We start from the raw sequence: 26,488 nt of genomic DNA, 5'->3' as shown, positions 1-26,488 counted from the left end.
AACCGCGCTGTCAGGTCAGCCCGGCCCTGTCGCAGGCGGCCGCGAGCCGGGGGGTGCAGATCTGCCGGACCGAGTACACGCCGTCCTTCACCAGGGTGCTCTTGATGTTGGAGGCGGTCACGGACACCGGGGTGAGCATGACGGCCGGCACCTCTTCCCCGCTGCGGGTCCTCACCTTCGTCGTGGCGATCCGGTCGAGGCTCTCGCCGCGGGCCGCGGCCACGGCCATGGCGGCGGCGGCGGAGGCCTCGGGTGTGAACGGCTTGTAGACCGTCTGGTACTGATCACCGTTGACGATGCGGCGCACGGCGGCAAGTTCGGCGTCCTGGCCGGTGACGGGGGGCAGTGGGCGGACCTTGTTCGCCTTGAGCGCGGAGATGATCCCGCCGGCGAGGCCGTCGTTGGCGGAGTAGACCCCCTGGATGTTCTCGGCGCCGAGTGCGGCGATGGCGCCGTTCATGTTCATGTTGGCTGCCTCCGGCCGCCACTGGGTCGTGTCGTACGACTTGCCGATCTTCACCTTCCCTCGGAGCACGGACAGTGCGCCCTCCTTGAACGCCACTGCGTTGGGGTCGGCGAGATCGCCGTTCATCATGACGATCTGGCCGCCGTCCGCCTTGTCGCCCATGGCCTGCAGCAGCGATCGGGCCTGGAGCCTGCCGACCTCCTTCCCGTCGAAGGAGACGTATCCCGAGATCGGGCCCTCGGCGAGCCGGTCGTAGGCGATGACCGGGATGCCGGCCTGATGTGCCTTCTGGACCGTGGGGCGCATCGACCTGGCGTCCACGGGCACGAGCAGGATGGCGTCGACCCCCTCGGTGATCATCGAGTCCATCTGTTCCTGCTGGAGGGCCACGTCGTTCTTGGCGTTGGCGTGCTCGATCACACAGCCGTGGCACAGGTCCTTGATCGTCTTTTCGAGCAGGGGCCTGTCCTGGGTCTCCCAGCGAGCGGTGGTGGCGTCCGGCAGCAGCACACCGATCGTCGGCGAGTTCCCCCCGGCGGAGGCGTTCCCGGCCTCCGTTCCGCAGGCCGCGACGGCGACCACCGCCGAGACAACGGCCATCGCCATGGCCGCGTTCCCCATGAAGGTCTTCATCGGAGAGACCTCTCTGAACCGGCTGGCCGGGAGGACGACCACGTCGTCAGTGTGACACCGGCCGCAGTGATCTGCGAACCCGGCCACCACCCCGTCGACCTGTCCGGTTGGTCCGCATATGCGATTCTGGTGTAAGGCCCTCATCGCACCCTGTCGGCACCTCGGCCTGGACGGGAGGTGGGTGCGGACATGCCTCAGGACGGCAGTGCCCGGGCCGGTGTCGCACAGCTGCGGGCATCCGACGCCGACCCCGCCGGTACCGGCCCGCCGCCGGTGCCCGAGGCCGCCGCGAGTGCGCGCGTACTGACGTTCGCCGGAGCGGCGCTGGCAGCGGTCTACGTGCTCGGCTCCGGGACGGAAGAGCTGCGACTGATGGAGACCGCCGGTCGCGCCGCCGCCGAGTACGGGCTGCCCGAGCGCCTGCTCCTGTCCGGTGGCTCACCCGCGGCCCAGGCCTTCCGCACCGGCCGTCCGCTGTGGCTGAATCCCACGGCACTCGCCTCCTTCTCCGAGGGCGGCCCGACTCCGCCGCACGCGCAGACGTCGCTGGGCGCACTGCCGCTGCGCGCGGAGGGCCGGCGTCTCGGCTGCCTCGTCGCCGTGGGCACGTGCGCGGACGGCTTCGAGCCCGAGCAGCAGCGCTTCCTGGAGGGGTACGCCGACGCGGTCGCCGGCCTGCTCCAGGCGACGGCCGGGGGCACCGCGCCGTCGCCGCCGCTGGGTCCCGCACTGCGGTGGCTGCGCGTGGGCTCGTTCGCCCTGGTGCCGGACACCGGCCTGGTCGAGGCGGACGAGACCCTCCTCGAACTGGTCGGCATCACGCCGGACGAGTTCGACGGCAAGGCGGACACCCTGCTCGCCCACACCCTCCCGGAGGACATGCACGCACTGATGTCGGTCCTGGAGCCCTCCGCGCACGCGCTCGGCAGCCGGGTGCTGGAGTTCCGGGTCCGCCGCCCCACCGGCGAGATGCGCTGGCTGAGCATGAGCTGCCGGGTGATCGCCGGCACCGACGACCGGCCCGACCAGGTGCTGGGTGTGGTGACGGCGACCTCGGTCCTGCCCAGGAGCACCGACGACGTCTCCAGGATCCAGTGGCTGACCGCCGCACTCGACGACGCCACCACGGTCGCCGACGTCAGCCAGGTGGTGGTCACCGCGCTCCGGGAGCCGCTCGGCGCCGACCGGGTCGCGCTCGCCGAGCTGCAGGACGACCGGCTCATGGTCACCGTGCTCGACCCGCCGGAGCCCGCCGCCTGGCCCGAGGCGTGGCGCTCCGAGTGGCGCTCGCAGTGGCCCGACGCACCGGTCAGCGCCCTGCCCACCCTGCGGCTGGCACTGCGGGACGGACGCATGGACCTGTGGCCGGCCGGCACCGCCCTCGAACCCGGACTCAACGGCATCGGCCCCGGAGGTCTCGCCGTCCTGCCGCTGCCCGCCAAGGGCCGCCCCGCCGGACTGTGCCTGATCGGCTGGGACCGGCCGCACGAGTTCGTCCCCGAGGAACGCTCCCTGCTGACGGCGACCGCGGCGCTGGTCGGTCAGGCCCTCACACGTGCCCACGCACACGACGCCGAGCAGGAACTCGCCACGATGCTGCAGCGCAGCCTGCTGCCCCGGCGCCTGCCCGAACTGTCCGGCGGGACGGCCGTCGCCCGCTATCTGCCGGCCCGGCGCGGGTTGCAGGTGGGCGGCGACTGGTACGACGTCATCGCCCTCTCCGAGGACCGGGTGGCACTGGTCATCGGAGACGTGCAGGGACACAGCGCCGGAGCGGCGACGATCATGGGCCAGATGCGTACCGCGGTCAGGGCGTACGCGGTGGAGGGTCACCCACCCGACGTGGTCGTCTCCCACGCCAACCGACTCCTCGTCGGCATGGAGACCGACCTGTTCGCCACCTGCTGCTACGCCGAACTGGACATGGAGCAGGGCAACACCCTGTTCGTCCGCGCCGGACATCTCGCACCGCTGGTACGGCATCCCGACGGCAGCACCGAGGAGGTGCAGGTCGAGGGCGCGCTCCCGCTGGGCATCTCCGCGGAGGCGGAGTTCCCCATGACATCGGTCGCACTGGCCCCCGGCACCCTGCTCGCCCTGGTCACCGACGGTCTGGTCGAGGCCGCCGACCTGCCCCTGGACGAGGGCATGCAGCGCACGCGCACCGCGCTCGCCACAGCCGACCCCTCGGACCCGGGCCGGGTGGCCGACGAACTGCTCGGTGACGTCGGCCGCCGCGAGGACGACGTGGCGCTGTTGCTGCTGCGCTACGACGGCATGAAGACCCTGCCGATACGGGCCGGCTGGGCGGTGTGGCGGCTGCCGGACGCCGTCATGCACGCCCGCCGTTTCACCGCGCGCACGCTGCGCCGCTGGCGCATCGAGCACGTCGCCGACTCGGTGCTGCTGGTCGTCTCCGAACTCGTCACCAACGCCCTGGTGCACACCCAGGGGCCGGTCCACGTCGACCTGACGCTCCGCGGGGACCGGGTACGGGTCTGCGTGAGCGACTCCTCCCCACGCGCGCCCGCCAAACCGGTGATCGTGGACTGGGAGTCGACCGGCGGCCGGGGCCTGATGCTGGTGGAGGCGATGTCGGAGTCCTTCGGCTCCATGCCGGTCGCCAGCGGCAAGCAGGTGTGGAGCGAGATCGTCGTACCGCCACCCGATCCGGACCGCCCGGGCCCGGGGCTCTGGACGGACCAGGAGGGGCTGCCATGAGGGCCCGTACCCGGCACGTCGTGACGGCACTCGTCGCGGGCCTCCTGGTGATGCCCGCGGCCTCCTGCGCGGGCAACGACAGGACGGGCGCGGACAGTTTCACCGTCGGGCTGCTGCTCCCGAGCCGGACACTGCCCCGCTGGGAGCACTTCGACAAACCGCTGATCGAGAAGCGGCTGAAGGATCTGTGTCCCCGGTGCGGCCTGGAGTACGCCAACGCGGACAACGACGTGACGAGACAGCAGCAACAGGTGACCTCCATGGTCACGAAGGGGGTCAGGGTCCTGATCCTCGACGCCACGGACACCAAGGCCCTCCGCTCCTCGATCCAGCAGGCGCACGCGGCGGGCGTCCCGGTCGTCGCCTACGACCGGCTCGCCGAGGGCCCGATCTCGGGCTACGTCAGTTTCGACGGTGCACAGGTCGGCAAACTCCAGGCCGAGGCACTCCTCAAGGCCATGGGCGACAGGGCGAACGGCGGCAACGTCGTCATGATGAACGGCGATCCGACCAACCCGAACGCGGCATGGTTCAGGAAGGGGGCGCTGTCCGTCCTCACCGGCAAGGTGAACATCCGCCGGTCGTACGACACCCCGGGCTGGAGCACGGACAACGCCCACACCAACATGTCCGCCGCCATCGCAGCCCTGGGCCCGGGGCGGATCGACGGCGTCCTGGCGGCCAACGACGCCATCGCGGCCGGTGTCATCTTCGCTCTCAAGGGCGCCCAGGTGCGGAAACTTCCTCCCGTCACCGGCCAGGACGCCGACCTCGACGCCGTACGTCGCATCATCAAGGGCGAACAGGTCATGACGGTCTACAAGCCCTTCGCGGCGGAAGCCGCCGCGGTCGCCGCCATGGCCGTCGCCCTCGGGCGCGGCGAGAGCGTGCGCGACATCGCCATGACCACGATCAACAGCCCCACCACCAAGAACATCCCGACCGTCCTGCTCACTCCCAGGGCAGTGACAGCCGCCGACATCCGGCGAACGCTCCTCAAGGACCGCGTCTACACCGTCGAGCAGCTCTGCACCCGGGCGCTCCGCCGCGCCTGCGAGAAGGCCGGCCTGGAAGCAGCGGACTGACCACTCCCACGGCTTCGTCCCGCATCTGACGGTGCTCACGGCGCCGCGCGCGCATCGGCGAACCGGCGAACTGCCCCACACGCACCCGGTGTTCACCCGCCCCGACTTGGTCAGTTAATTGTAAAGAACCTTGACAGTTAATTGGTCTAGTCCAACTATGGACCCGGTTCGACCTCACGCACATCTGTCCTCGCGGTCTTCCCGCTGTCCCCGTCTGCTCATTTCGCCATGGGAGCGTCAATGCGACGAACCGGTCCTGTCCACGCGCTGCTGTCCAGCGTGACCGTAACTGCCTTGTCGGCCACGCTGGTTGCCCTCGGGGGAGGCGGCGCACACGCCTCGTCGCAGCTGTCCCGGCACCCCGCCAGGCCCATGCCCGCACACGTGGCGGCCCCGTACTTCGAGGCGTGGACCGGTGAGAGCCCGGCGGCGCTCGCCGCGCAGTCCGGCAACAAGTACCTCACGATGGCCTTCCTCCAGACGCCCGCCGCGGGCTCGTGCGCGACGTACTGGAACGGCGACACCACCCAGCCGATCTCCCCGTCGGTCTTCGGCGGCGACATCGCCGCGATCCAGGCCCGCGGCGGCAACGTCATCCCCTCCTTCGGCGGCTACGGCGCCGACACCACCGGCACCGAACTCGCCGACAGCTGCACCAGCGTCGACGCCATCGCCGCGGTGTACGAGAACCTCGTCACGACCTACGGCATCACCCGCATCGACCTCGACGTGGAGGCCGACTCCATCACCAACGCCGCCGGCGTCGACCGCCGCAACAAGGCCGTCGCCAAGGCCGAGCGCTGGGCCGAACGTACCGGCCACAGCCTGCAGTTCTCCTACACCCTGCCGACGACGACCACCGGCCTCGCGCCCAGCGGCGTGGCCCTGCTGCAGAACGCCGTCGACAACCGCGCCCGGGTGGACGTCGTGAACATCATGACGTTCGACTACTACGACGGCGCCGCCCACGACATGGCGGCCGACACCAAGAGCGCCGCCGCCGGCCTGTACGGCCAACTGGCCGCCCTCCACCCGAAGAAGAGCCCGGCGAAGCTGTGGGGCACGATCGGCGTCACCGAGATGCCCGGCATCGACGACTACGGCCCCGAGGAGACCTTCACCACGCAGAACGCGGCCACGGTCGAGAAGTGGGCCGAGGCCAAGGGGATCGACACCCTCTCCTTCTGGGCCCTCCAGCGCGACAACGGAGGCTGCGTCGGCACCGGCGGCGCCAACTCCTGCTCCGGAATCGCCCAGGACACCTGGCAGTTCAGCCACACCTTCGAGCCGTTCACACGGGGCCACCACGCCCACACGCCCACTGACGACTGAGCCGAAGCCGCCGATCGAGCCGGCCCGATCGGCTCGGTGCCCCCGGGTTCATGACCGGGGGCACCGAGCCGGCGCGATCACGCCCTGCGCTGCTGCCGGATCGGTTCTCCCACCCGGTGCATGTGTGCCAGGGCCTCGCGGTACGACTGGATCAGCCCCGTCTCGTGGTACGGCACCCCGATCTCCGCGCAGTAATCCCGCACGATCACCTGGGCCCGGCGCAGGTGGACCGTGGGCATGCTCGGGAACAGATGGTGCTCGATCTGGTAGTTGAGCCCACCCAGCATCACGTCGGTGAGCCAACCGCCGCGCACGTTGCGGGACGTCAGCACCTGGCGGCGCAGGAAGTCGAGCCGCTGCGCACCGGTGATCGTGGGCATGCCCTTGTGATTGGGGGCGAAGGTGCAGCCCAGGTAGACGCCGAACAGGCACTGGTTCACGGCGAGGAACGCCACCGCCTTCCCCGGTGAGAGCACCAGGAACAGGACGGTGAGCAGACCCGCGATGTGCAGCACAAGCAAAGCGGCCTCGACCAGCCGGTTCCTCATGGACGGCGAGCGCAGCGCCCGCAGGCTCGCGACGTGCAGATTGAAGCCCTCCAGGGTCAGCAGCGGGAAGAACAGCAGCGCCTGGTGGCCACCGAGGACACGGGCCAGGCCACTGCTGGCGCGGGCTTGCTCGGTGGACCACACCAGGATGTCCGGGGCGACGTCGGGGTCCAGCTCCTCATGATTGGGATTGGCGTGGTGGCGGGTGTGCTTGTTCATCCACCAGCCGTAGCTCATACCTATGCCGAGGTTGCCGAACAGCCGTCCCCAGATCTCGCTGTGCCGGCGCCGCCGGAAGACCTGCCGGTGGGCCAGGTCGTGCGCCACCAGGGCGACCTGCCCGAACATCACGGCCAGAAAGGTGGCCACGGCCAGCTGCCACCAGGTGTCGCCGAGCGCGAAGAAGGCTCCCCAGCCCGCGGCGAACAGCCCGACCACGAGACCGAGCCGTACCGTGTAGTAACCGGGGCGCCGCTTCAGCAGCCCGGCCTCGCTCACGCGCTGGGACAGTCTCGCGAAGTCGCTGCCGGCGCCGGGGGCGGGCGTGCCCGCACACGCGTCGGAGGCCCGGGTCGCCACGGAGGCATCAGGGGAAAACGTCATGCCGAAAATTCTGGGGACGGCCCACCGCCCCGAAGAAGCCTGCCAGCCACCCGGTGGATACGAGGGCTGCCCCACGTGACCTCCGGGGGTTTTCCCCCGTGCGCGCCGGCAGCCTGGCTCCTGCCGCTGCGACTGGCTCTTGCCGCTTCGAGCGGCTGATCACCGACTGCTGACCGCGGGTGTGTACCTCTACATGGCGTGCTGTCCGTAACATCCCGTTAAGATGCATTTTGTGATCAGGTCGGGATGGCTCCAGCGTCGCCCTCCACTCGGCGGCCGACGGGATCCCGTGATGCTGTCACCGGTGATCCTGACCCTCCTCATCAGCGGCCTGGCCTTCGCCACACCGAGGGAGATCGCCTTCAGCCGCCTCCTGCCCGCAGCACCCGCCCTCGCGGCCGCGCTGTGGACCGTAGTGCCGACGATCCTGCTGGGGGCGTTCTGCCTGCTGGTCATGATCGGACTCAGCCTCGTCTACTCCGACCTGGGGACGCCGTACACGGGTGCCGCGATCGTCGCGGTCACCTTGGCGGCCGCATACGCCAGCCATCTACGACTCGAGCGCGAGGAGATGCTCTTCCAGGTCCGGCTCGTCGCCGACGCAGCCCAGAAAGTGCTGCTCCGCCCGCTGCCGCGCCGCATCCAGGACGTCGAGATCGAGTCGCTCTATCTGGCCGCCCAGGAGCAGGCCCGGATCGGCGGCGACTTCTACGAGGCGGCCGACACCCCGTACGGGGTCCGGCTCCTCATCGGCGACGTGCGCGGCAAGGGACTCCAAGCGGTGGGAGCGGCCTCGGCAGTGATCAACTGCTTCCGGGAGAACGCGTACGACCAACCCGACCTGAGGAGCATCATCCGTCGCCTGGAAACCAGCATCGCCCGGCACAGCCTTGCCATCCCCGCCCCGGACCAGCCCGAGCACTTCGCCACCGCACTGATCGCCGAGATCCCGAACGGCGGTGGGCAGGTCAGAATTCTCAACTGCGGGCACCCGCCACCCCTGCTCGTGCAGAACGGGAAGATCCGCGTCCTCGAGTCCAGCATGCCCTCGCCGCCCCTCAACCTCGCGACGCTCCTCGGGGACCACTACATCGTTGACACCGTCAACTTCTGCGACGGCGACCAGTTGCTTCTCTACACGGACGGCGTAACGGAGACCAGGGACCGCGACGGCACGTTCTTCCCCCTGCCGGAGTGGATGCGGCAGCTCGGCCCGGCGCCGCCCCGTGAGCTGCTGGACCGGCTTCACCGGGACCTGCTCCACTACAGCGGCGGACGCCTCGACGACGACATCGCGGCTCTCGCCATACGCTGCCGGACCCCACCGGGTGACGAGCGGCCCGCCTAGAGCCGACGCTGCCCCAGTGTTAGAAAAGGGGCATGAGCGGACGCTCCCGCCGGCCATGGGGGAGAGCGGCGCCGCCGCCCGCCCCGGGGCGGGCGTCCGATCCGCCCCGCCGTACCCGTCGTGGTCGTACCGGCCCCTGGCCGTCCCAGGGACGCCGCCTCTGGCCGTCCCTGAGTGTCCGCACGCTCGCCGCGCAGGTCTTCCTGCTGCAGGCCCTCATCATGCTGCTGCTGGTCGCGGTGGCAGCGGCCGCACTGGTGGTGCAGGGGCGGTACGACGCCGAGCGCAACGCCAAGGACCGTTCCCTGGCCGCGGCGGAGGCGTTCGCGCACGCACCCGGCACGGTACTCGCGCTGCAGTCACCGGACCCGACGGCACGGCTGCAGGCGCCGGCGGAGCGGGCGATGCTGGGATCCGGCGTCGACTTCGTCACCGTCCTGGACGCACACGGGGTCCGGCTCACCGACCCCGACCCCGACCTGATCGGCACCAAGGCACAGGGCGTCGGCCGAGCCGCCGCGGGGGAGACGTTCACGGAGACGTACCACGGCCGGCCGTCCGACGCCGTGCGCGCGGTCGTCCCCGTGACGGATGCGAGCAGACGCGTGATCGGCATGGTCAGCGCCGGCATCCAGTACGAGAACCTGGGCCACGCGCTGAGCCAGCAGCTGCCGATACTGCTCGGCGCGGCGGCGGGGGCACTCGTGCTCGCGACCGGCGGTGCGGCTCTCGTCAGCAGGCGGCTGCTGCGGCAGACCCACGGACTCGGCCCCGCCGAGATGACCCAGATGTACGAGCACCACGACGCCGTGCTGCACGCGGTGCGCGAGGGAGTCCTGATTGTCGGCGGCGACGGGCGACTGCTGCTCGCCAACGACGAGGCACACCGGCTGCTGGACCTGCCCGAGGACGCCGACCAGCGGCACGTGACGGAGCTGGGTCTCGGGCCCGGCCTCAGACGGCTGCTGGCGTCGGGCGAGGCCGTCTCCGACGAGGTGATGCCGGCCGGGGACCGACTGCTGGCGGTGAACACGCGGCACATCGCACCGGACGACGGCGCACAGGGCCTGGTGGCCACCTTCCGGGACACGACGGAACTGAGAGCCCTGTCCGGCCAGGCCGAGGTGGCGCGGCGCCGGCTGTCGTTCCTGTACGAGGCTGGCACGCGGATCGGCACCACGCTCGACGTACGGCGTACGGCCGAGGAGCTCTCGGAGGTGGCGGTCCCGCGCATGGCCGACTTCGTCACCGTGGAGCTCCTCGACTCCGTGCTGCGTGGCGAGGAACCCACCGGCGCCGTACTGCGCATGCGACGCACCGCGCTGAGCGAATCACGGACCGGACACCCCTTGCAGCCGGTGGGAGACCTGATCCAGTTCGTGGTGGCGGACACCCCGATGGCGGCGGCGCTGCAACGCGGCAAGGCCGTCCTGGTGCCGGACCTGCACACCGCCCAGGACTGGCGGGCGCAGGACCCGGAAGGAGCACGACAGGCCCTGGACTACGGCATCCACTCACTGGTCACGGTCCCTCTGCGGGCCCGGGGGATCGTCCTCGGCATGGTCAACTTCTGGCGCGGCGCCGACTCCGCCCGGTTCGACGAGGAGGACGTCGCCGTGGCCGAGGAACTGGTCGCCCGGGCGGCCGTCGCGATCGACAACGCGCGCCGGTACTCCCGCGAGCACGCCATGGCCGTGACACTGCAGCGCAGCCTGCTGCCCCTGGACCTGCCGGACCAGGACGCACTGGAGATCGCCTCCCGCTACCTGCCGGCGCAGTCAGGCGTGGGCGGCGACTGGTTCGACGTCATCCCCCTGCCCGGCTTCCGGGTGGCCCTGACCGTCGGCGACGTCGTCGGGCACGGGCTGCACGCCGCCGTGACCATGGCACGGCTGCGGACCGCCGTGCTGAACTTCTCCTCCCTGGACCTGGCCCCGGACGAACTGCTGAGCCGGCTCGACGAGATGGTGACCCGCCTGGACACCCAGACGGCGAACGCCGGCGACGACCGTGCCCCGCTCACCGGCGCCACCTGCCTCTACGCCATCTACGACCCGGTCGGCGGCCGCTGCACCGTCGCCCGGGCCGGCCACCTAGCACCGGCCGTGGTCGACGAACACGGCACGGTGACCATGCCCGAAATCCCCCTGTCGCCGCCCCTGGGGGTGGGTGGGCACCCCTTCGAGGCCGGCGAGCTGGCCCTGTCGGAGGGCAGTCGACTCGTCCTGTTCACCGACGGCCTGATCGAGAGCCGCGGCCGGGACATCGACGAGGGCCTGGACCTGCTCCGCTCGACCGTCGCCCACGCGGACCAGACACCGGAGGAGACCTGCCGCGCCCTCATGGAGACCCTGCTGCCCGAGACACCCGGTGACGACGTCGCGCTGCTCGTCGCCCGGACCCGGCTGCTCGACCCGTCCCAGGTCGCCACCTGGGACGTGCCCTCCGATGCGCAGGCCGTCTCCCGGGTGCGTACCGACGTCAGCCGCCGCCTGGACGACTGGGGGCTGCAGGAGTCGGCGTTCACCACGGAACTGATCCTCAGCGAGCTGCTCACCAACGCGATCCGGTACGGCGCTCCGCCCGTGCGGGTCAGGATCCTGCTGGGAAACACCCTGGTCTGCGAGGTGTCGGACGGCAGCAACACCTCACCCCGGCTACGACGCGCGGCCACCACCGACGAAGGGGGCCGCGGCCTGTTCCTGGTCTCCCAGTTCGCGGACCGCTGGGGCACCCGCTATGCGGCACAGGGCAAGGTGATCTGGGCCGAACAGACCCTGAACCACGGCCGGGAACCGGACGCGGCGGCTGTGTTCGACGCCGTGGCGTGGTGACGCCGTCCGGTGCGGACCGATTCCTACCACAGAGGGAAAGTGACACACTGCCGCCACCGTGTCCCGTCGTGGACCAGCAGGTCGACCGACGAGACGCGCGCGACGACGGGGAGACTGCCGAGCAGATCGGACTCGACCTTCTCCAGGACGGCCTCGTCCTGGCCCTGGGCGACGGTCAGGTGTGGGACGACGTCGTCGAACTGCCCGCCGAACGGCGGGTTCTCCGGCCACCGCTCCACGATCGACTCGGTGAGGCGCCTGAAGGGAGTGTCCGGTTCAGGGGCGAGATACAGCACCCCGGGAAACCGTCCGCAGTGCTCGAACCGGACCTCGAAGGACTGATGCCGATCGAGTGCCTCCCCGATCGCGGCACAGACCCCTTCGTCGATCCGGCTCGCGTCGAGAAACGGGAAGAGCACCGTGACATGAGCCGGGACACCGGCACCGGCCGAGGGATCGAACCGCTCGCGCCACATCCGCACAGCAGGCTCCGCCTCCGGGACCTTCACGATCAGCCCCGACTGCCTTGCCTGGAACCGATGGGAGTCGTTGTCCGTCATCACGCCTGTTTATCAGCAGGGCTCGACCGTGGGCGACCCGCGTGTCTCATGCGCAGCACAGGAACGCGGAACATCACCGTCGACGATGGGCGAGAACGGGATCGACCTGTGCGCGACGGGACCCCAGCGCTCCGCGCACGAGGCGCACTTGACCATGATCGCGTCGCCAACAACTGGGCCCCGATCACTCTCGGCCCCGATGGCACCGCCTACGTCGGAGTGTTCAACGGCCTCACCGCTGTCCACGACGTCAACTGAGTTGCAGCTGCCGGACCGTTGACTCCACGAACGTCTATTGGTTGAGTGGATCATCCACTGAGCCACTCGGGAGGACGGCGTGGAGGCACTGCCCCGCGAGACCATCGTCGATGTTCTGGAGAGCCGACTGCGTGAGGACATCCTCGCCGGGCGCCACCCGGCGGGCAGTTACCTGCCGCCCGAGCGGACGCTCGCCGACGGTTACGGCGTCACCCGCACCACCCTCAAGCACGCCTTCGGCCGCCTGATGCAGGCCGGACTGCTGGAGACCCGGCACGGCGTCGGCACCCGCGTGCGGGACTACCTGCGCCTGGGCGGTGCCGACCTGCTGCCCATGCTCGTACGGCACAGCCCCGACTGGATCGGTGAGGTCTTCGAAGTACGGCGCAGCATCGGCGCGTTGATCGCCGAGCGGGCCGCGGCGCGGGCGACCGACCGGCAGCGGGCCGAGCTGCGCGCGCTCCTGGCAGCCGTGGGGGAGGCGGCCGACGCCGATGCCGTACAGCTCGCGGACATAGAGGTCCACCGAGCGCTGGCCCGCGCCACCGGCAACCGCGTCTACGTCCTGCTGACCAACACCCTCTTCAATGCCTATCTGCCGGTGCGTGCCGCACTCAGGGGCCCGTTCACGGACGCCGGGGTGGCTCGCGGGCGCCTGGAGCCGGTGGTCGAGGCGGTGGTGTGCGGCGACGAGGTCGCCGCCCGGCGGGCGGCCGAGCACTACCTGACGGCGACCGAGCGGATCATGCTGGAGGGCCTCGCATGAGCGGGCGGACGATCTCACGCGCGACCACGAACACCGGCTCGCCCACTCGAGGCACCGTCTTTCGCGAGACGATGCTCGGCACGTTGCGGCTCGACGACGAGGACCGTACACGCCGGGTCCGCCTCGATCTGACAGTCTCGGCCGACCGCATTCTCCGCCTCCTCGGTACGACCGAGGCCCGCGCCACCGGCCGGATCCGGATCGCGGGCTGGGCCGACGACCCGTACGCCGAGGGAGAGTTGGAGATCTCGCCGCTCGCCCGACGTCGTATCCGCTACCGCATCACCTTCACCACCGAAGGCCGCCGACTCACCCTCGACGGCTGGAAGTCCGTCACCCCGCGCAGCCCCATGGCCTCCATGACCGTGCTGCCGTACACCCTCCACGAGGACGGCGAGCGGATCGGCGCCGGCACCCTCCGCTTCCCCCTCGGCACGCAACTCCTCCCCTTCCTGGCCAGTTTCCGCTTCCCACGGCAGGAGGAACCCGAGGCGTTCCTCGCACCCCGCTGGTGCGGCGAACCCGGCCGTACCGAGGTCTGGTACACCACCGTCACCGACCCGGCCACCGGCAGCGGACTGTGGCTGCACCACGAACTGACCGCGCCGGCCGACGGATCCGAGCCCTACGCGCACGGGTGGGCCGCGGTCTTCCCCAAGGACGGACCCGTGCGGCACGCCCGCTTCGGCCCCGCCGAATGGACTCCCGACGACTCCGGTTTCAGCGCCGACGGAGTCGCGGTCCGACCCGGACGCCTGTCCGGAGCGGCCGAGGGTGGCGCCCTGCGCTGGGACCTGACCGAACACCCCACGGGCGAACCGCTGTTCACCTTCCCCCGTTGGTCCTGGCACCGGCCCCTGCTTCCTGCTGCCCAGATGCTCCCCGCGGCCAGGGCCACCTACGACGGCACCTTCACCCACGACGACACCACGCTGACCCTCACCGCCGCTCCGGGCGCCTCCGCCCGCATCTACGGCCACGGCAACGCCCGCCGCTGGGCCTGGCTGCACGCCGACCTCGGCGGCGGAGACGTCATGGAGATCGTCGCCGCCGTCTCCATGCGCCCGGGCCTGCGCAGGCTTCCCCCCTTGGTCTTCCTCCGACTGCGCCGGCAGGGTCGCACCTGGCCGCGCCGCCCCGAACGGCCGGCCGCCGGCTGGGCCGGAGCAGGGCGTTTCCGCGCCGGCATCGCCCTGCCCACCTGGACGGTCACCGGCCGCACCGGCCTGCGCCGGATCCGGGTCGAGGTCACCCAGCGAGCGGACCGTACCCTCGCCCTCGACTACACCGACCCCGACGGCCAACACGCGACGTGTCACAACAGCGAGCGAGCCGACGCGCACGTCCTGCTGGAGCGGTGGTGGTTCGGCGGCTGGCGCACCGAGGCCGAGTGGACGCTGGAGGGCACGGCCCACGCGGAAGTGGGCACACGATGACTCTCACCGGCCTCGTGTCCGCCCTGCTCGCCGACGACGGCACAGCCGACTGGCCCCGTCGCGTCCCCGCCAGACTGGCGACGGTCCTCACCTCGATGCCTCTCGCCGCGCGAGCCGGCCTCAGGGCAGCAGCGCACGGCGTGGACGCCTACGCCATGACACGCACCGGGCGCACGCTCGGCGCACTCACCACGCCCGAACGGGAATCCGTACTGGCTGAACTGGCCGCACGGCCCGCCCTTCTCCCGCTCCTCGACGTGCTGAAGGTGCCTGTCCTCCTGGCCGCCGGAACAGAGCGGATGCTCCAGGACGGTCCCGCACCGCGCGGCCTCACCCGCCAGGATCCGCCGCTCGACCTGACGTCCGCGCCCGCCTGGCCCGCGCGCTCCACCGCCGACGCCGTCGTCGTCGGGTCGGGCGCGGGCGGGGCGATGGCCGCGCGGACCCTGGCCCGAGCCGGGCTGGACGTCGTCGTGCTCGAGGAGGGGCAGCACCACTCCACCGAGTCGTTCGGCCGGCGCACGCCCCTGGACCGCTTCACCGACCTCTACCGGGACGGCGGAGCGACCGTGGCCGTCGGCAACCCACCGCTGCTGCTGCCTACGGGCCGAGCAGTCGGCGGCACCACGGTCGTCAACTCCGGTACCTGCTACCGCACTCCGGGCCACGTCCTGGCCCGCTGGAGCAAGGACTTCGGATTCACGCCCGCCGACGGCTTCGACCGGCACCTGGACGAGGCCGAGCGCACCCTGCGGGTGGCCACCCAACCGGTCGACGTCCTCGGCAACAACGGCCGCATTGCGCTGGGCGGCGCGCGTGAACTCGGCTGGCAGGCCGCGCCCCTGCGCCGCAACGCGCCCGGCTGCCAGGGCTCCTGCCAGTGCGTGGTGGGCTGTCCGACCGGCGCCAAACAGAGCGTGCAACTGTCCGTGCTGCCCGAGGCCTGCGCCGCGGGGGCCCGTGTCGTCACCGGAGCCCGAGTCGAGCGCATCCTCGTCGACACGGACCGGCCCGGAGGCCCGAGCGCGGCAGGGGTACGCGCACGCTGCGAGGCGAACGGCGGGTTCGAGATCCTCGCCCCCCTGGTCGTCGTCGCCGCGGGCGCGCTGCAGTCCCCGCCACTCCTACGCCGCTCCGGCCTGGGCCGGCACCCCCGCCTCGGCCGCAATCTCAGCGTCCACCCGGCCACGAGCGTCGCCGGACGCTTCGCCGAACCGGTCACCGCCTGGGAAGGAGTGCTGCAGAGCGTCGGAGTGGAGGAGCACCACTCGCAAGGCATCCTCATCGAGGCCACCGCCACCCCGCCCGGCATGGGCTCCTTCATCCTCCCCGGACTGGGCGCCGAGCTACGCCGCGAACTGGAGACCGCCGACCGGCTCGCCACGCTCGGCGCGATGATCGCCGACCGCCCCTCCGGTCGCGTCCTCGGCCGCGACCGCACACTGATCCGCTACGACCTGGACCACCGCGACGCAGGCCGCTTGCTACGGGCCGTGCGCGCCATGGGCGAGCTGCTGTTCGCCGCAGGAGCCGAGGAAGTGCTCACCGGCATCCCCCGCACACCCCGCGTACACGGCCTCGCGGAACTGGACACCGCCCTGGCGGGCACGACCGCACGCCACCTCCACCTCTCGGCCTACCACCCCACCGGCACGGTCGCCGCAGGCGCAGACCCGCACCGCTTCCCGGCCGACCCGTGGGGCAGGCTCCGAGGAGTACACGGAGTACTGCTCGCGGACGCCTCCGTGCTCCCCAGCTGCCCGCAGGTGAATCCCCAACTGAGCATCATGGCAGCGGCGTTGGCGATCGCCGAGGCGGCTGTCCGCGCATGAGAACCAGGACCGCGAAATGTCCGTCAGCGCCGGACTTCACCGCCGTCATCACCTCACAGGCTCGTGCCCAGGCTGCCGCCGGACGGCGCGTACACGCAGGAGGCCCGCCGGACGTCCCCAGAATCGGGCAGCCCCCGGCTCGGCCACGCCATACGATCGGGACGTGACGATCAAGTACGAGTGGCGGGCCGACGTCGACAACGCCTCCCTCAACGCACTGCACGCCGACGGCTTCGGCCACCCGGTTGCTCAGACCGACTGGCGAGCACGACTTGAACGCCACAGCCTCGGCTGGGTCTGTGCGCGGGAAGACGGCATCCTGGTCGGCTTCGTCAACGTCGTCTGGGACGGCGGAGCTCATGCCTTCATCCTGGACACGGTGGTCGCCCAGCATTGCCGGGCAAGAGGAGTTGGCGCCAGGCTCGTCGTGATCGCGGCCGAGGAAGCCCGTGCCGCGAAGTGCGCGTGGCTTCACGTCGACTTCGAGGACCACCTGCGTCCGTTCTATTTCGATGCCTGCGGCTTCAAAGAGACGACGGCCGGGCTGATTGCTCTATAGCCCCATGCCTGGCCCACGGCACCCCGTGAGAGTCTCCGGAGAGCGACTTGACCTTGCCCTTGAGGTCAAGGTCTAGCGTTCGTGGAGATGAGCGGCATGAAGATCGGTGAGCTGGCCAGACGCGCCGGCGTGACAATCAAAGCGGTGCGTTACTACGAATCGCTCGGGTTGATCACGCCGCGTCGGCTCGCCAACGGGTACCGGGACTACGACGAGGACGACGTGCGGATGGTGCGCGAGATTCGGGCGCTTGGCAGCCTCGGCATCCCGGTCGAGCGCACACGGCCGTTCCTGGAGTGCCTGGCGTCCGGGCAGCAGCACGCCGACGACTGTCCGGCGTCGCTGGCCGGCTATCGCGAGGCCATCGACGAGCTGACCGAGCGGATCGAGGCCCTGACCAGCCGCCGAGCGACCCTGATACGGCATCTGAGACAGGCCGCCTATCGCGACAGCAACAGCAACAGCCCGGCGCCCGACGACGGAGAGCACATCATGAGCGACTTCCACCGCCTGCCCGCGGACCTGCCCGTCCCGGAAGACGACGGCGCGGCCGCCCACCTTCCCGGCCTGAAGGCACCCGAACTCGAACTGGCCGACACCACAGGTGAGATGGTCCGTATCGATGCCCTTGGCTCCGGCCGCACGATCGTCTACATCTACCCGCTCACGGGCCGCCCGGATGCCGACCTCCCCGACGGCTGGGACGCCATCCCCGGAGCACGGGGCTGCACCACCGAAGCCTGCGATTTCCGGGACCACCACCAAGAGCTTCTTACGGCCGGCGCGCGGAGGGTCTTCGGCCTGTCCAGCCAGGACACCGCCTATCAACGCGAGGTCGTCGAGCGGCTCCGCCTGCCGTTCCCGATGCTCTCCGATCCTCGGCTGAACCTGGCCGCGGCCCTCGGCCTGCCCACGTTCGACGTGGACGGGATGACGCTGTTCAAGCGGCTGACCCTCGTCATCCGTGACGGGGTGATCGAGCATGTCTTCTACCCGATCTTCCCGCCCAACGTGCATGCCCAACAGGTCCTGGCATGGCTGCGCGACAACCCCGTGGCATGAACTTCCCTGTGTTCAGCGGGTGGTGAAGCCCCCGTTGACGGAGATGCTCCGGCCGACACGGCCTACGCGCCATCCAGACCCCCCGCCCCGAGGCGCTGCCGCTGCGGAGTCACGACGTACAGCGGGTCCTGAGCGGACGCGAGACCCGCCGCGAAGATGCCGAACCGGGTGCACAGTCCCGCTGCCAGGTACGCCCCTGCGGCCAGCAGCGGAGCCGCCCGACGCCCCGTGAGAAGCGACAGGCCGGCTCCGGTCACGACCAGCGCCTTGCTCAGGGTCAGCAGTCGCCCGGGCCGGCCCGTGACGTAGGGCTCACCGACCAGTCCGAGCCGCCGCTCGATACGGCGCATCGCGGCGAGTTCCATGCCCGCGCCGAGCAGGCCCATGCGGATGGGCGGACCGTGGTCCGCGCGGGGCGCGCAGAGCAGTGCCGCTCCCGCGGCGCTGGTGAGCGCGCTGCCCGCGAAGACGTACGGCAGTTCCGGGTACGCCTCGTGCCACGCCGGCACCGCGGTGTCGGAGAGCAGTACCGCGGTGTACGTGCACATCGCCGGCCCCAGGACGGCGGATCCGAGTCCGGCGACGCGGCCCAGCCCGGGCAGCCTTCCGGTGGCCTGCGAGGCGGCCGCGGCGGTGGCAAGCGTGGAGAACGGCGCGAGGATCCAGGAGCCCACCGACAACGGCGAGGTGGGCTTGAGGACGCGCAGCATGTGCGTGAAGCGCTCGGGGCGGCCGAGGTCGTGGACCAGGGCGGCGACGCTCGCCACAGATGCGGCACCAGCGACCTGCCGGCCCGCCCCGGCCAGCCCCCGCCGCCCGGTCAGCTCGGCCACCGCGGCCATGATCGCCGACGCACCGGCGGTGCCGCCGAGGAAGAGATACCCCGGCACGTCCGGCACCTTCCAGGTGGGACGCTTGAGGATCGGCCGGCCGTAGTACGACCGGAACTCCGCGCGCGGAACCATGGGCCGCTCCCGCTCACCGCGCCCCGTCACGACCGCGTCCTCTCCCACGTCCCCCGCCCCAGAAAGGACAGCGCCACACTCACCGCCACACCGACTGCGGCCGCCGCCGCATGCCGCCACATCGACGGCAGGTCATGCGTGGTGACCACCGGGTCCGGCGGCAGTCCGTACACCTCGGGCTCGTCCAGGAGAAGGAAGAACGCGCCGTCGCCGCCGACGCCGTCCCCCGGATCCCGGCCGTACAGCCGTGCCTCGTCCACCCCGCGCTCGTGCAGCTCGGCCACCCGCCGGTCGGCCCGCTCGCGCAGTTCCTCCAACGGGCCGAACTGGATGGAGTCGGTCGGGCACGCCTGGGCGCAGGCCGGTTCCCGGCCCGCCCCCAGACGGTCGTAGCACAGCGTGCACTTGAAGGCCCGGCCGTCGCCCGGGCGGATGTCGATCACGCCGTACGGGCACGCCGGCACGCAGTATCCGCAGCCGTTGCAGATGTCCTCCTGCACCACCACGGTCCCGAACTCGGTGCGGAACAACGACCCGGTCGGGCAGACGTCCAGGCAGGCGGCGTGGGTGCAGTGCTTGCACACGTCACTGGACATCAGCCAGCGCACCTGGCCGTCCCCGGAGCCCGCGTCGTGCCCGGGTGGTGGCCCGACGGCCGGCATGCCCAGGTCGACCGGCGGCCGGTCCGGTGCCACCGTCTGCTCGACGAACGCCACGTGCCTCCAGTTGTCGGCGCTCAGCGCGCCCGTGTTGTCGAACGACTGCCCCAGCAGGTCGAGTTCCTCGGTCTCGGCCGGCACGAGGTTCCACTCCTTGCAGGCCACCTGGCACGCCTTGCAGCCGATGCAGACGGAGGTGTCCGTGAAGAAGCCCATCCGGGGCGGGTGGGTGTCCGGGTAACCGGCGTCCGCCGCGGGGTCGGCCAGCGGGCCGGACAGCCTGTTGCGGTCGGAAGTCATCGCTTCCCCTCTCCTGCGCCCGGCGGGATGTCCTCGGGGAGGCCGGCGCGCCGCCGGTAGGCCGCCACATGGGCCCGCAGCGCCGGGCCCCGTGGACGCCTGCCGGGCCGGATGTCGCAGGTCGCCGCCTTGGACTCCTGGATGCGTACGTTCGGGTCGAGGACGACGGACAGCAGCTCGTTCGCCGCGTCGCCCGTCGACAGACCGTTCGGACCCCAGTGGTAGGGCAGTCCCACCTGGTGGATGGTGCGGCCCCGGATCCGCAGCGGTTTGATCCGGTCGGTCACCAGCACTCTCGCCTCGACCGCCGTACGGGCCGTGGTGATGGTCGCCCAGCCCAGGTGTTCCAGGCCGCGCTCCGCGGCGAGTTCGGGGGAGACCTCGCAGAAGAACTCCGGTTGCAGCTCGGAGAGATAGGGCAGCGTACGGCTCATGCCGCCGGCCGTGTGGTGCTCGGTGAGCCGGTAGGTGGTGAACGCGTACGGGTACACCTCGCTCCCGGCCCGGTGGTACCGGTTGGCCGGGTGGTCGTAGGTCTGCAGCGCCGGGTTCGTCTGCTGTCCGTACAGCGGGTTGTCCACCGGCGACTCGTACGGCTCGTAGTGCGCGGGCAGTGGGCCGTCGGTCAGCCCGGCCGGCGCGAACAGCCAGGCGCGGCCGTCGCTCTGCATGATGAACGGGTCGGTGCCGGCCAGGGCGTCCTGTGCTGTCGCGTCCGGCGGCGGCCGGTAGTCGGGCGGCTTGTCCGCCTCGCAGTCCGGGACGTCGTCCCCGGTCCACCGGCCCTGCTCGGCGTCCCACCACACGTACCGCTTGCGCTCGCTCCACGGCCTTCCCTCGGGGTCGGCCGACGCCCGGTTGTAGAGGGTGCGGCGGTTGGCCGGCCACGCCCAGCCCCAGCCGGGGGCGACCCGGCTCTGTTCGTCGCGCGGCCGGCGGTTCGCCGCGTGGTTGTGTCCGTCGGCGTGGACCCCGCAGTAGATCCAGACGCCGCAGGAGGTGGAGCCGTCGTCCCGCAGCTGGGTGAACGACGACAGGGACTGCCCGTCCTGTCCGTACCCGTTGATCTCGGCCAGTACGGCGTCGGCGCTCGGTTCGGCCAGCGGGCCCGACGTCGGGTAGTCCCATGTGAGGTCGAGCAGCGGACGGTCGCGCGGCTCGGTGGAGCCGGCGAGCTTCTCCCTGATGATCCGTCCGAGGTGGTGGTAGAACCACAGGTCGCTACGGGCGTCCCCGGGCGGGTCGACCGCCGTGTGGTGCCACTGCAGCAGCCGCTGGGTGTTGGTGAAGCTGCCGTCCTTCTCCGTGTGCGCCGCGGCCGGCAGGAAGAACACCTCCGTCGGGATCTCCTCGGTGCGCAGCTCACCGGTCTCGATCTCCGGCCCGTCCTGCCAGAAGGTCGCGCTCTCGATGAGGCGCAGGTCGCGCACGACCAGCCAGTCCAGGTTCGCCAGGCCGAGGCGCTGCAGCTTGCTGTTGGCCGAACCGACCGCCGGGTTCTCTCCGACGAGGAAGTACCCCTTGCACTCGCCCGACAGCTGGTTCAGCACCGTCTGATAGGTGCCATGGTCGCCGGTCAGCCGGGGCAGCCAGTCGAAGCGGTAGTCGTTCTCCTCGGTGGCGGCGTCGCCCCACCAAGCCTTGAGCAGACTCACCGCGTACGCGCGCATGTTGCCCCAGAAGCCGGTCGTGCCGGCGTCCGCGGCCACGAACGCGTCCAGGTCCTGGTGCTGGTGGGCGTGCGGCATGGGGATGTAGCCGGGCAGCAGGTCGTACAGCGTGGGGACGTCCGTGGAACCCTGGATGCTGGCGTGTCCGCGCAGCGCCAGGATGCCGCCTCCCGGCCGCCCGATGTTGCCCAGCAGCGACTGCAGGATGGCCGCGGTACGGATGTACTGCACCCCGACCGTGTGCTGGGTCCAGCCGACGGAGTAGCACAGCGCCGTGGTGCGCTCGCGCCCGGAGTTGGCGGTGATCGCGTCGGCCACGCGGGCGAACAGCTCGCGGGGGACACCGCACACGTCCTCGACCAACTCCGGCGTGTAGCGGGCGAAGTGCCGCTTGAGCACCTGGTACACACAGCGCGGGTGTTGCAGCGTCGGGTCCATGGCCGGCGTCCCGCCCAGGGCAGGACCGCCCGAGCCGTACGAGTGCGCGCGGCCGCTCTCGCCCAGCTCCCTGCCTCCGTGCTGCCGGGCAGTCGCGTCCTGTTCGCCCTCGTCGCCCCCGTCGCGCGAAGCCGGCCACCGGTCCCGGTCACCGGCCGCGGCCGCGGCTTGCGCTCCCTCGTACATCCAGCTGGTCGTGTCGTAGTGCCGGCTCTCCGGGTCGAAGCCGGAGAACAGCCCGTCCAGGTCCTCGGTGTCGGCGAAGTCCTCGCGCAGGATCGCCGGCGCGTTGGTGTAGGCGACCACGTACTCGCGGAAGTCCTTGTCGTTGCTGAGCACATGGTTGATCAGGGCGCCGAGGAAGGCGATGTCCGTCCCGGCCCGCAGTGGCACGTGGACGTCGGCCAGCGCGCTGGTGCGGGTGAAGCGGGGGTCGACATGGATGATCGTGGCACCCCGTTCCTTGGCCTCCACCACCCACTGGAAGCCGACCGGATGGCACTCGGCCATGTTCGAGCCCTGGATGAGGATGCAGTCGGCCTCGGCCAGATCCTGCTGGAACGTCGTGGCTCCGCCACGGCCGAACGAGGTCCCCAGACCGGGAACCGTGGCGGAGTGTCAAATCCGCGCCTGGTTCTCGATCTGGATCGCGCCCAGTGCCGTGTACAGCTTCTTCATCAGGTAGTTCTCTTCGTTGTCCAGCGTCGCTCCGCCGAGCGAGGCGATGCCCAGCGTGCGCCGGACCGGAACACCGTGATGCGTGTCCTGCCAGGTCTGCCGCCGGGTTGCGATGACCCGGTCGGCGATCATGTCCATCGCGCGGTCGAGCGGGATCCGCTCCCACCCCGTGCCGTACGGCGCCCGGTGCAGGACGGCGCTGATCCGGCCGGGGCCGGTCACCAACTGCTTGCTGGCCGAGCCCTTCGGGCACAGCCGGCCGCGTGAGACGGGGGAGTCCGGGTCGCCCTCGATCTGGATGACCTTCTCGTCCTTGACGTAGACCTTCTGGCCGCAGCCCACGGCGCAGTACGGGCACACGGACCGTACGACCCGGTCGGCCCGCTCGGTACGGGCGGACAGCCGCTCGGTGCCGCGCGAGCGCGCCGCGCTGCCCCGGCCCAGCGCATCGTCACCGGTGAGCTGCCGGTACACCGGCCAGCCGTCGATCCACTGCCACAGGCCCATGGCGATCTCCCGCCTCGTGCCCTTGCGCCGTCGCAGCCAACGTAACGCCGGGACCCGCCAGGGGCATGTCGAACACAGATCACGCCGACGCACTGCGCACACGATGGGTGTTGTCCGCAAGCCGCTCGGTGACACCCCGCCGGTCCAGCAGCTCCAGCAGGGGCACCGCGACCCGCCGCGTGGTGCGCAACGCCTGCCGCGCCTGACTGAGGGTGAACGGCTGGGGCAGTTCCGCGAGCACTTCGGCGGCCCGCCTGTCGCCGTCGGGAAGCAGGAAGACACCGTCGGCCACCTTCAGCAGACGTCCGGCGCGCACGGCAGCGGCCAACTCCCGTGCCCCGAGCCGCAGTTCCGCCATCCTCGCGGCGTCCGGCGCTGCGAACGGTTCAGCGCGCAACTCGGCGGTCAGCGCGGTCACCGCCGCCTCGACGGGTTCGGGAAGCACCGCGAGGCTGCCCGGCGCGCACACCCGCCCCTCCACCACCGGCAGCGACGCCGCACCGGCAAGCCGTTCCACGACACCGGCGCTGGGCAGCCGCATCCGCCGTCGTACCGCCTCCACGGGCATACCGGACTCCAGAGGATGCTCGTCGCGCCACTCGTCGACCACGGCACGCAGGGAGACGACCAACTCCCGCCACACGACCGGATGAACCCTCAGACCGTCACCCACCGGCTCGCCGAGCACAGGCAGCCCCATGGCGTGCAGCTCGCTCACGGTCGCGAAGCGGCGGCGTCGCACCATCGCCTCGGCCGCCGCCTGCGGTGGAGCACCGACGAGCGCGGCCAGCTCCGCAGCGCGCAACCGTGCGGCTCCGCGCCGGCTCAGCTCGGGCGGCGTCACGTCGAGTACGTCGACACCGGCGGCGATGCGGTGCCGGCCGGGATCGCGCAGCAACGCGCGGTCGCCGACGCGCAGCGGCAGGGGCCGGGCCAGCCGCAGCCGGGCGCTGCCCGCCCCCAGCGGCCGGACCCGGGCGGCGACGGACGCGGATCCCACATGCAGCACGAGTTCGCGAGGGAGGTCACGGTGCTCGGCGGCGTCACCCTCGCTGCCGTCGGCGCCGCGCAGCGCGACGTCGACCTCGGCGGTCGTCAGCCACCGGCCCGGAGTGAGGAGCGCGTCGCCACGGCCGATCGCCCGGTGCTCGACGCCGCGCAGATTGACCGCCACGCGGGCCACGGCATGGACCTCGGGCGTGTCACGGCCCAGCGTCTGCAGGCCGCGCACCCGTACCACCGCCCCGGAGGACGCCAGCTGAAGCTCCGCATCCCTGCGCAGGGTGCCGGCCGTCAGCGTTCCCGTGACCACTGTGCCGGCGCCGACGACGCTGAACGAACGGTCCACCCACAACCGCACGTCGGCGTCCGGATCGGCTGGTGGCAGGCCTCCCACCAGCCGCTTGAGTCCGTCGTGCAGCCGGTCCAGGCCCTCGCCGGTGCGCCCGCTCACCGTCACCGAGTCGACCGGTCCCAGGCCGGTCGCCGCCAGGCGGGCCAGCGCCTGTCGCCGTGCCGGCTCCGGGTCGGCCAGGTCGCAGCGGGTGACGGCGAGCAGGGCATGCCGCACGCCCAGCGCGTCCAGTGCCTGCAGATGCTCCGCCGACTGCGGCATCCAGCCCCCGTCGGCGGCCACCACGAACAGCACGGCGGGGACCGGGCCGACACCGGCGAGCATGTTGGGCACGAACCGCTCGTGGCCCGGCACGTCGACGAATGCCACCTCCGGTCCACCGGGCAGGGTCGTCCAGGCGAAACCCAGGTCGATGGTCAGCCCGCGCCGGCGCTCCTGCTCCCAGCGGTCCGGCTCCATTCCGGTGAGCAGCTTCACCAGCGTCGACTTGCCGTGATCGACATGGCCGGCGGTCGCGATCACGTGCACGGCCGTTCACTTCCGTGGTCGTCGCTGTCCGGGCGCCCACCGCTCGGGTGCGACCGCCGTGCGGCGCGTACGGCCTCCAGCACCGCCTGCTCCTCCTCCGCGCCGACCGTGCGCAGATCCAGCAGGCACCGTCCACGCTCCACCCGGCCGATCACCGGGACCGCGCCGGTGCGCAGCAACGGGCCGTACGCCGCGGGGAGGCCGACGGCCGCGCTGGGCAGGGTCACCCCGGGCGCACCGCCACCGCCCACGGCCGCCTCCGTACGCAGCACCTCGGCCGGTACTCCCTCGGCGCGCAGCCGTTCGACCAGCCGGGCGGCGCGCTCGTGCAGGGCGATCGCGTCGGCGGCCAGCGCGGCGCGTACGGGCGGCTCCGGACCGCGCAGGGTCGCTTCCAACGCGGCCAGGGTCAGCTTGTCCACCCGCAGGGCCCGGGCCGCGGGATGCCGGCGCAGTCGCTCGACCAGCCCCGCTTCACCGAGCAGCAGCCCGGCCTGCGGACCGCCGAGCAGCTTGTCACCACTGGCCGTCACCAGCGCTGCCCCGGCACGCAGCGCGGTGGTGGCGTCCGGCTCCCGGGGGAGCAGCGGGTGGGGGCCGAGCAGGCCGGAACCGATGTCCACCACCACTGGCGGTCCCAGCGCCGCCAGCTCGGCGACCTCCGCCGCCGCGGTGAAACCGCTGATGTGGAAGTTGGAGGCGTGCACCTTGAGCAGGAAGCCGGTCTCCGGGCCGATGGCCTCGGCGTAGTCCCGTGCATGGGTGCGGTTGGTGGTGCCGACCTCGCGCAGCCGCGCGCCGGTGGAAGCCAGCAGCTCCGGAATGCGGAACCCGTCGCCGATCTCGACCAGCTCGCCCCGGCTGATCACGATCTCCCGTCCTTGAGCCATCACCAGGGCGCACAGGAGCAGCGCGGCCGCGTTGTTGTTCACCACGTGCACCGCTCCGGCATCGGGCACGGCCTCGGCCAGGGCGGCGAGCGCCCCGCGTCCGCGGCGCGCCCGGCGGCCTTCGACGAGGTCGAACTCGACGTCCGTGCATCCGGACGCGGCCATCACGGCGTCCCGGGCGGCAACCGACAGCGGGGCACGGCCGAGATTGGTGTGCACCAGCACCCCGGTGGCGTTGATCACCGGCCGCAGTCCACAGGCCCGATCGGGCAACTGGCCGACCGCCGCGTCCACCACGTCCTCGGGAGCGATCTCTCCGGCCCGCGCGCGTCGCTGGGCCTCCGCAACAGCCGCCTTCACCAGGGGGCGCCCCAGCGTCCGCACGGCGGTCGCGATGCGCGGTTCGGCCAGCACGGCGTCGGTGCCGGGGATGCGACGGCGCGGATCGCTCATGGC

The 26,488-nt window shown here is 71.5% G+C and carries 18 protein-coding genes; 10 read left to right on the top strand and 8 right to left on the bottom strand.

Annotated features, from left to right (window positions below; translation table 11 throughout):
• Positions 1 to 10 precede the first annotated feature (10 nt).
• Positions 11 to 1,099 carry a substrate-binding domain-containing protein gene (locus tag ACFYZZ_RS26840; RefSeq protein ID WP_389180765.1) on the bottom strand — a complete coding sequence of 363 codons (1,089 nt, stop codon included), beginning with the start codon at positions 1,097 to 1,099 and terminating at the stop codon, positions 11 to 13.
• Between the two features lie 189 nt (positions 1,100 to 1,288).
• On the opposite strand from ACFYZZ_RS26840, the gene ACFYZZ_RS26835 reads away from it, so the two are divergent.
• The 3 genes from ACFYZZ_RS26835 to ACFYZZ_RS26825 all read left to right on the top strand — a co-directional run bounded on the left by ACFYZZ_RS26835 (position 1,289) and on the right by ACFYZZ_RS26825 (position 6,237).
• A complete protein-coding gene (locus ACFYZZ_RS26835) occupies positions 1,289 to 3,820 on the top strand; it encodes a SpoIIE family protein phosphatase (RefSeq protein ID WP_389180762.1) in 2,532 nt (843 codons plus the stop codon).
• Positions 3,817 to 4,905 carry a sugar ABC transporter substrate-binding protein gene (locus ACFYZZ_RS26830; protein WP_389180759.1) on the top strand — a complete coding sequence of 363 codons (1,089 nt, stop codon included), beginning with the start codon at positions 3,817 to 3,819 and terminating at the stop codon, positions 4,903 to 4,905. The genes ACFYZZ_RS26835 and ACFYZZ_RS26830 overlap by 4 nt, the downstream gene beginning before the upstream one ends.
• A gap of 372 nt (positions 4,906 to 5,277) precedes the next feature.
• The gene (locus ACFYZZ_RS26825) at positions 5,278 to 6,237 is read left to right on the top strand and encodes a chitinase (protein ID WP_389180756.1); all 960 of its coding nucleotides are present in this window, start codon (positions 5,278 to 5,280) and stop codon (positions 6,235 to 6,237) included.
• A gap of 77 nt (positions 6,238 to 6,314) precedes the next feature.
• On the opposite strand, the gene ACFYZZ_RS26820 is transcribed toward ACFYZZ_RS26825, so the two are convergent.
• A complete protein-coding gene (locus ACFYZZ_RS26820; protein ID WP_389180754.1) occupies positions 6,315 to 7,388 on the bottom strand; it encodes a fatty acid desaturase family protein in 1,074 nt (357 codons plus the stop codon).
• Between the two features lie 304 nt (positions 7,389 to 7,692).
• Between ACFYZZ_RS26820 and ACFYZZ_RS26815 the strand changes: the two genes are divergently transcribed.
• Together ACFYZZ_RS26815 and ACFYZZ_RS26810 are read left to right on the top strand one after the other, a co-directional pair.
• Positions 7,693 to 8,736, top strand: coding sequence for a PP2C family protein-serine/threonine phosphatase (locus ACFYZZ_RS26815; RefSeq protein WP_389180751.1), 1,044 nt, complete (start codon positions 7,693 to 7,695; stop codon positions 8,734 to 8,736).
• Between the two features lie 32 nt (positions 8,737 to 8,768).
• Positions 8,769 to 11,570: a SpoIIE family protein phosphatase gene (locus ACFYZZ_RS26810; protein ID WP_389180748.1), complete on the top strand. Its 2,802-nt coding sequence runs from the start codon at positions 8,769 to 8,771 to the stop codon at positions 11,568 to 11,570.
• A 23-nt stretch (positions 11,571 to 11,593) separates the two neighbouring features.
• Here ACFYZZ_RS26810 and ACFYZZ_RS26805 read toward each other — a convergent pair whose 3' ends face one another.
• Entirely contained in the window at positions 11,594 to 12,130 is a 537-nt protein-coding gene (locus ACFYZZ_RS26805) for a 2'-5' RNA ligase family protein (protein ID WP_389180744.1), read from the bottom strand.
• A 337-nt stretch (positions 12,131 to 12,467) separates the two neighbouring features.
• Here ACFYZZ_RS26805 and ACFYZZ_RS26800 point away from each other — a divergent pair, with 337 nt between their 5' ends.
• The 5 genes from ACFYZZ_RS26800 to ACFYZZ_RS26780 all read left to right on the top strand — a co-directional run bounded on the left by ACFYZZ_RS26800 (position 12,468) and on the right by ACFYZZ_RS26780 (position 18,043).
• Positions 12,468 to 13,154 carry a FadR/GntR family transcriptional regulator gene (locus ACFYZZ_RS26800; protein WP_389180741.1) on the top strand — a complete coding sequence of 229 codons (687 nt, stop codon included), beginning with the start codon at positions 12,468 to 12,470 and terminating at the stop codon, positions 13,152 to 13,154.
• A complete protein-coding gene (locus ACFYZZ_RS26795) occupies positions 13,151 to 14,590 on the top strand; it encodes a hypothetical protein (RefSeq protein WP_389180738.1) in 1,440 nt (479 codons plus the stop codon). The genes ACFYZZ_RS26800 and ACFYZZ_RS26795 overlap by 4 nt, the downstream gene beginning before the upstream one ends.
• Positions 14,587 to 16,422: a GMC family oxidoreductase N-terminal domain-containing protein gene (locus tag ACFYZZ_RS26790; protein ID WP_389180735.1), complete on the top strand. Its 1,836-nt coding sequence runs from the start codon at positions 14,587 to 14,589 to the stop codon at positions 16,420 to 16,422. The genes ACFYZZ_RS26795 and ACFYZZ_RS26790 overlap by 4 nt, the downstream gene beginning before the upstream one ends.
• A 163-nt stretch (positions 16,423 to 16,585) precedes the next feature.
• Positions 16,586 to 16,981 carry a GNAT family N-acetyltransferase gene (locus ACFYZZ_RS26785; protein WP_389180731.1) on the top strand — a complete coding sequence of 132 codons (396 nt, stop codon included), beginning with the start codon at positions 16,586 to 16,588 and terminating at the stop codon, positions 16,979 to 16,981.
• Positions 16,982 to 17,077: 96 nt separating this feature from the next.
• A complete protein-coding gene (locus ACFYZZ_RS26780) occupies positions 17,078 to 18,043 on the top strand; it encodes a MerR family transcriptional regulator (protein WP_389180995.1) in 966 nt (321 codons plus the stop codon).
• A 62-nt stretch (positions 18,044 to 18,105) separates the two neighbouring features.
• Here the strand turns inward: ACFYZZ_RS26780 and nrfD are convergent, their stop codons facing one another.
• From nrfD to selA, 5 genes are all read right to left on the bottom strand, one after another.
• Complete coding sequence (gene nrfD / locus ACFYZZ_RS26775) at positions 18,106 to 19,038, bottom strand: NrfD/PsrC family molybdoenzyme membrane anchor subunit (protein ID WP_389180728.1); 933 nt, start codon at positions 19,036 to 19,038, stop codon at positions 18,106 to 18,108.
• Positions 19,035 to 19,967: a 4Fe-4S dicluster domain-containing protein gene (locus ACFYZZ_RS26770; RefSeq protein ID WP_389180725.1), complete on the bottom strand. Its 933-nt coding sequence runs from the start codon at positions 19,965 to 19,967 to the stop codon at positions 19,035 to 19,037. The genes nrfD and ACFYZZ_RS26770 overlap by 4 nt, the downstream gene beginning before the upstream one ends.
• The gene (fdh, locus tag ACFYZZ_RS26765; protein ID WP_389180723.1) at positions 19,964 to 23,260 is read right to left on the bottom strand and encodes a formate dehydrogenase; all 3,297 of its coding nucleotides are present in this window, start codon (positions 23,258 to 23,260) and stop codon (positions 19,964 to 19,966) included. The genes ACFYZZ_RS26770 and fdh overlap by 4 nt, the downstream gene beginning before the upstream one ends.
• A gap of 79 nt (positions 23,261 to 23,339) precedes the next feature.
• A complete protein-coding gene (locus ACFYZZ_RS26760) occupies positions 23,340 to 25,142 on the bottom strand; it encodes a SelB C-terminal domain-containing protein (protein ID WP_389180721.1) in 1,803 nt (600 codons plus the stop codon).
• Positions 25,133 to 26,485: an L-seryl-tRNA(Sec) selenium transferase gene (gene selA / locus ACFYZZ_RS26755; RefSeq protein WP_389180719.1), complete on the bottom strand. Its 1,353-nt coding sequence runs from the start codon at positions 26,483 to 26,485 to the stop codon at positions 25,133 to 25,135. Before selA ends, ACFYZZ_RS26760 begins: the two co-directional genes overlap by 10 nt.
• Positions 26,486 to 26,488: the final 3 nt, after the last annotated feature.

This window comes from Streptomyces sp. NPDC001816 (assembly GCF_042892235.1).
Classification (GTDB): domain Bacteria; phylum Actinomycetota; class Actinomycetes; order Streptomycetales; family Streptomycetaceae; genus Streptomyces.
The sequence above is the reverse complement of the archived record's forward strand: the minus strand, read 5'-3'. Positions and strand labels throughout refer to the sequence as shown.

What these genes read in the sequence shown, in the direction of transcription:
- ACFYZZ_RS26840 (WP_389180765.1), bottom strand. Translation starts at nt 1,099, where the DNA reads ATGAAGACCTTCATGGGGAACGCGGCCATGGCGATGGCCGTTGTCTCG.
- ACFYZZ_RS26835 (WP_389180762.1), top strand. Translation starts at nt 1,289, where the DNA reads ATGCCTCAGGACGGCAGTGCCCGGGCCGGTGTCGCACAGCTGCGGGCA.
- ACFYZZ_RS26830 (WP_389180759.1), top strand. Translation starts at nt 3,817, where the DNA reads ATGAGGGCCCGTACCCGGCACGTCGTGACGGCACTCGTCGCGGGCCTC.
- ACFYZZ_RS26825 (WP_389180756.1), top strand. Translation starts at nt 5,278, where the DNA reads ATGCCCGCACACGTGGCGGCCCCGTACTTCGAGGCGTGGACCGGTGAG.
- ACFYZZ_RS26820 (WP_389180754.1), bottom strand. Translation starts at nt 7,388, where the DNA reads ATGACGTTTTCCCCTGATGCCTCCGTGGCGACCCGGGCCTCCGACGCG.
- ACFYZZ_RS26810 (WP_389180748.1), top strand. Translation starts at nt 8,769, where the DNA reads ATGAGCGGACGCTCCCGCCGGCCATGGGGGAGAGCGGCGCCGCCGCCC.
- ACFYZZ_RS26805 (WP_389180744.1), bottom strand. Translation starts at nt 12,130, where the DNA reads ATGACGGACAACGACTCCCATCGGTTCCAGGCAAGGCAGTCGGGGCTG.
- ACFYZZ_RS26795 (WP_389180738.1), top strand. Translation starts at nt 13,151, where the DNA reads ATGAGCGGGCGGACGATCTCACGCGCGACCACGAACACCGGCTCGCCC.
- ACFYZZ_RS26790 (WP_389180735.1), top strand. Translation starts at nt 14,587, where the DNA reads ATGACTCTCACCGGCCTCGTGTCCGCCCTGCTCGCCGACGACGGCACA.
- ACFYZZ_RS26780 (WP_389180995.1), top strand. Translation starts at nt 17,078, where the DNA reads ATGAAGATCGGTGAGCTGGCCAGACGCGCCGGCGTGACAATCAAAGCG.
- ACFYZZ_RS26770 (WP_389180725.1), bottom strand. Translation starts at nt 19,967, where the DNA reads ATGACTTCCGACCGCAACAGGCTGTCCGGCCCGCTGGCCGACCCCGCG.
- selA (WP_389180719.1), bottom strand. Translation starts at nt 26,485, where the DNA reads ATGAGCGATCCGCGCCGTCGCATCCCCGGCACCGACGCCGTGCTGGCC.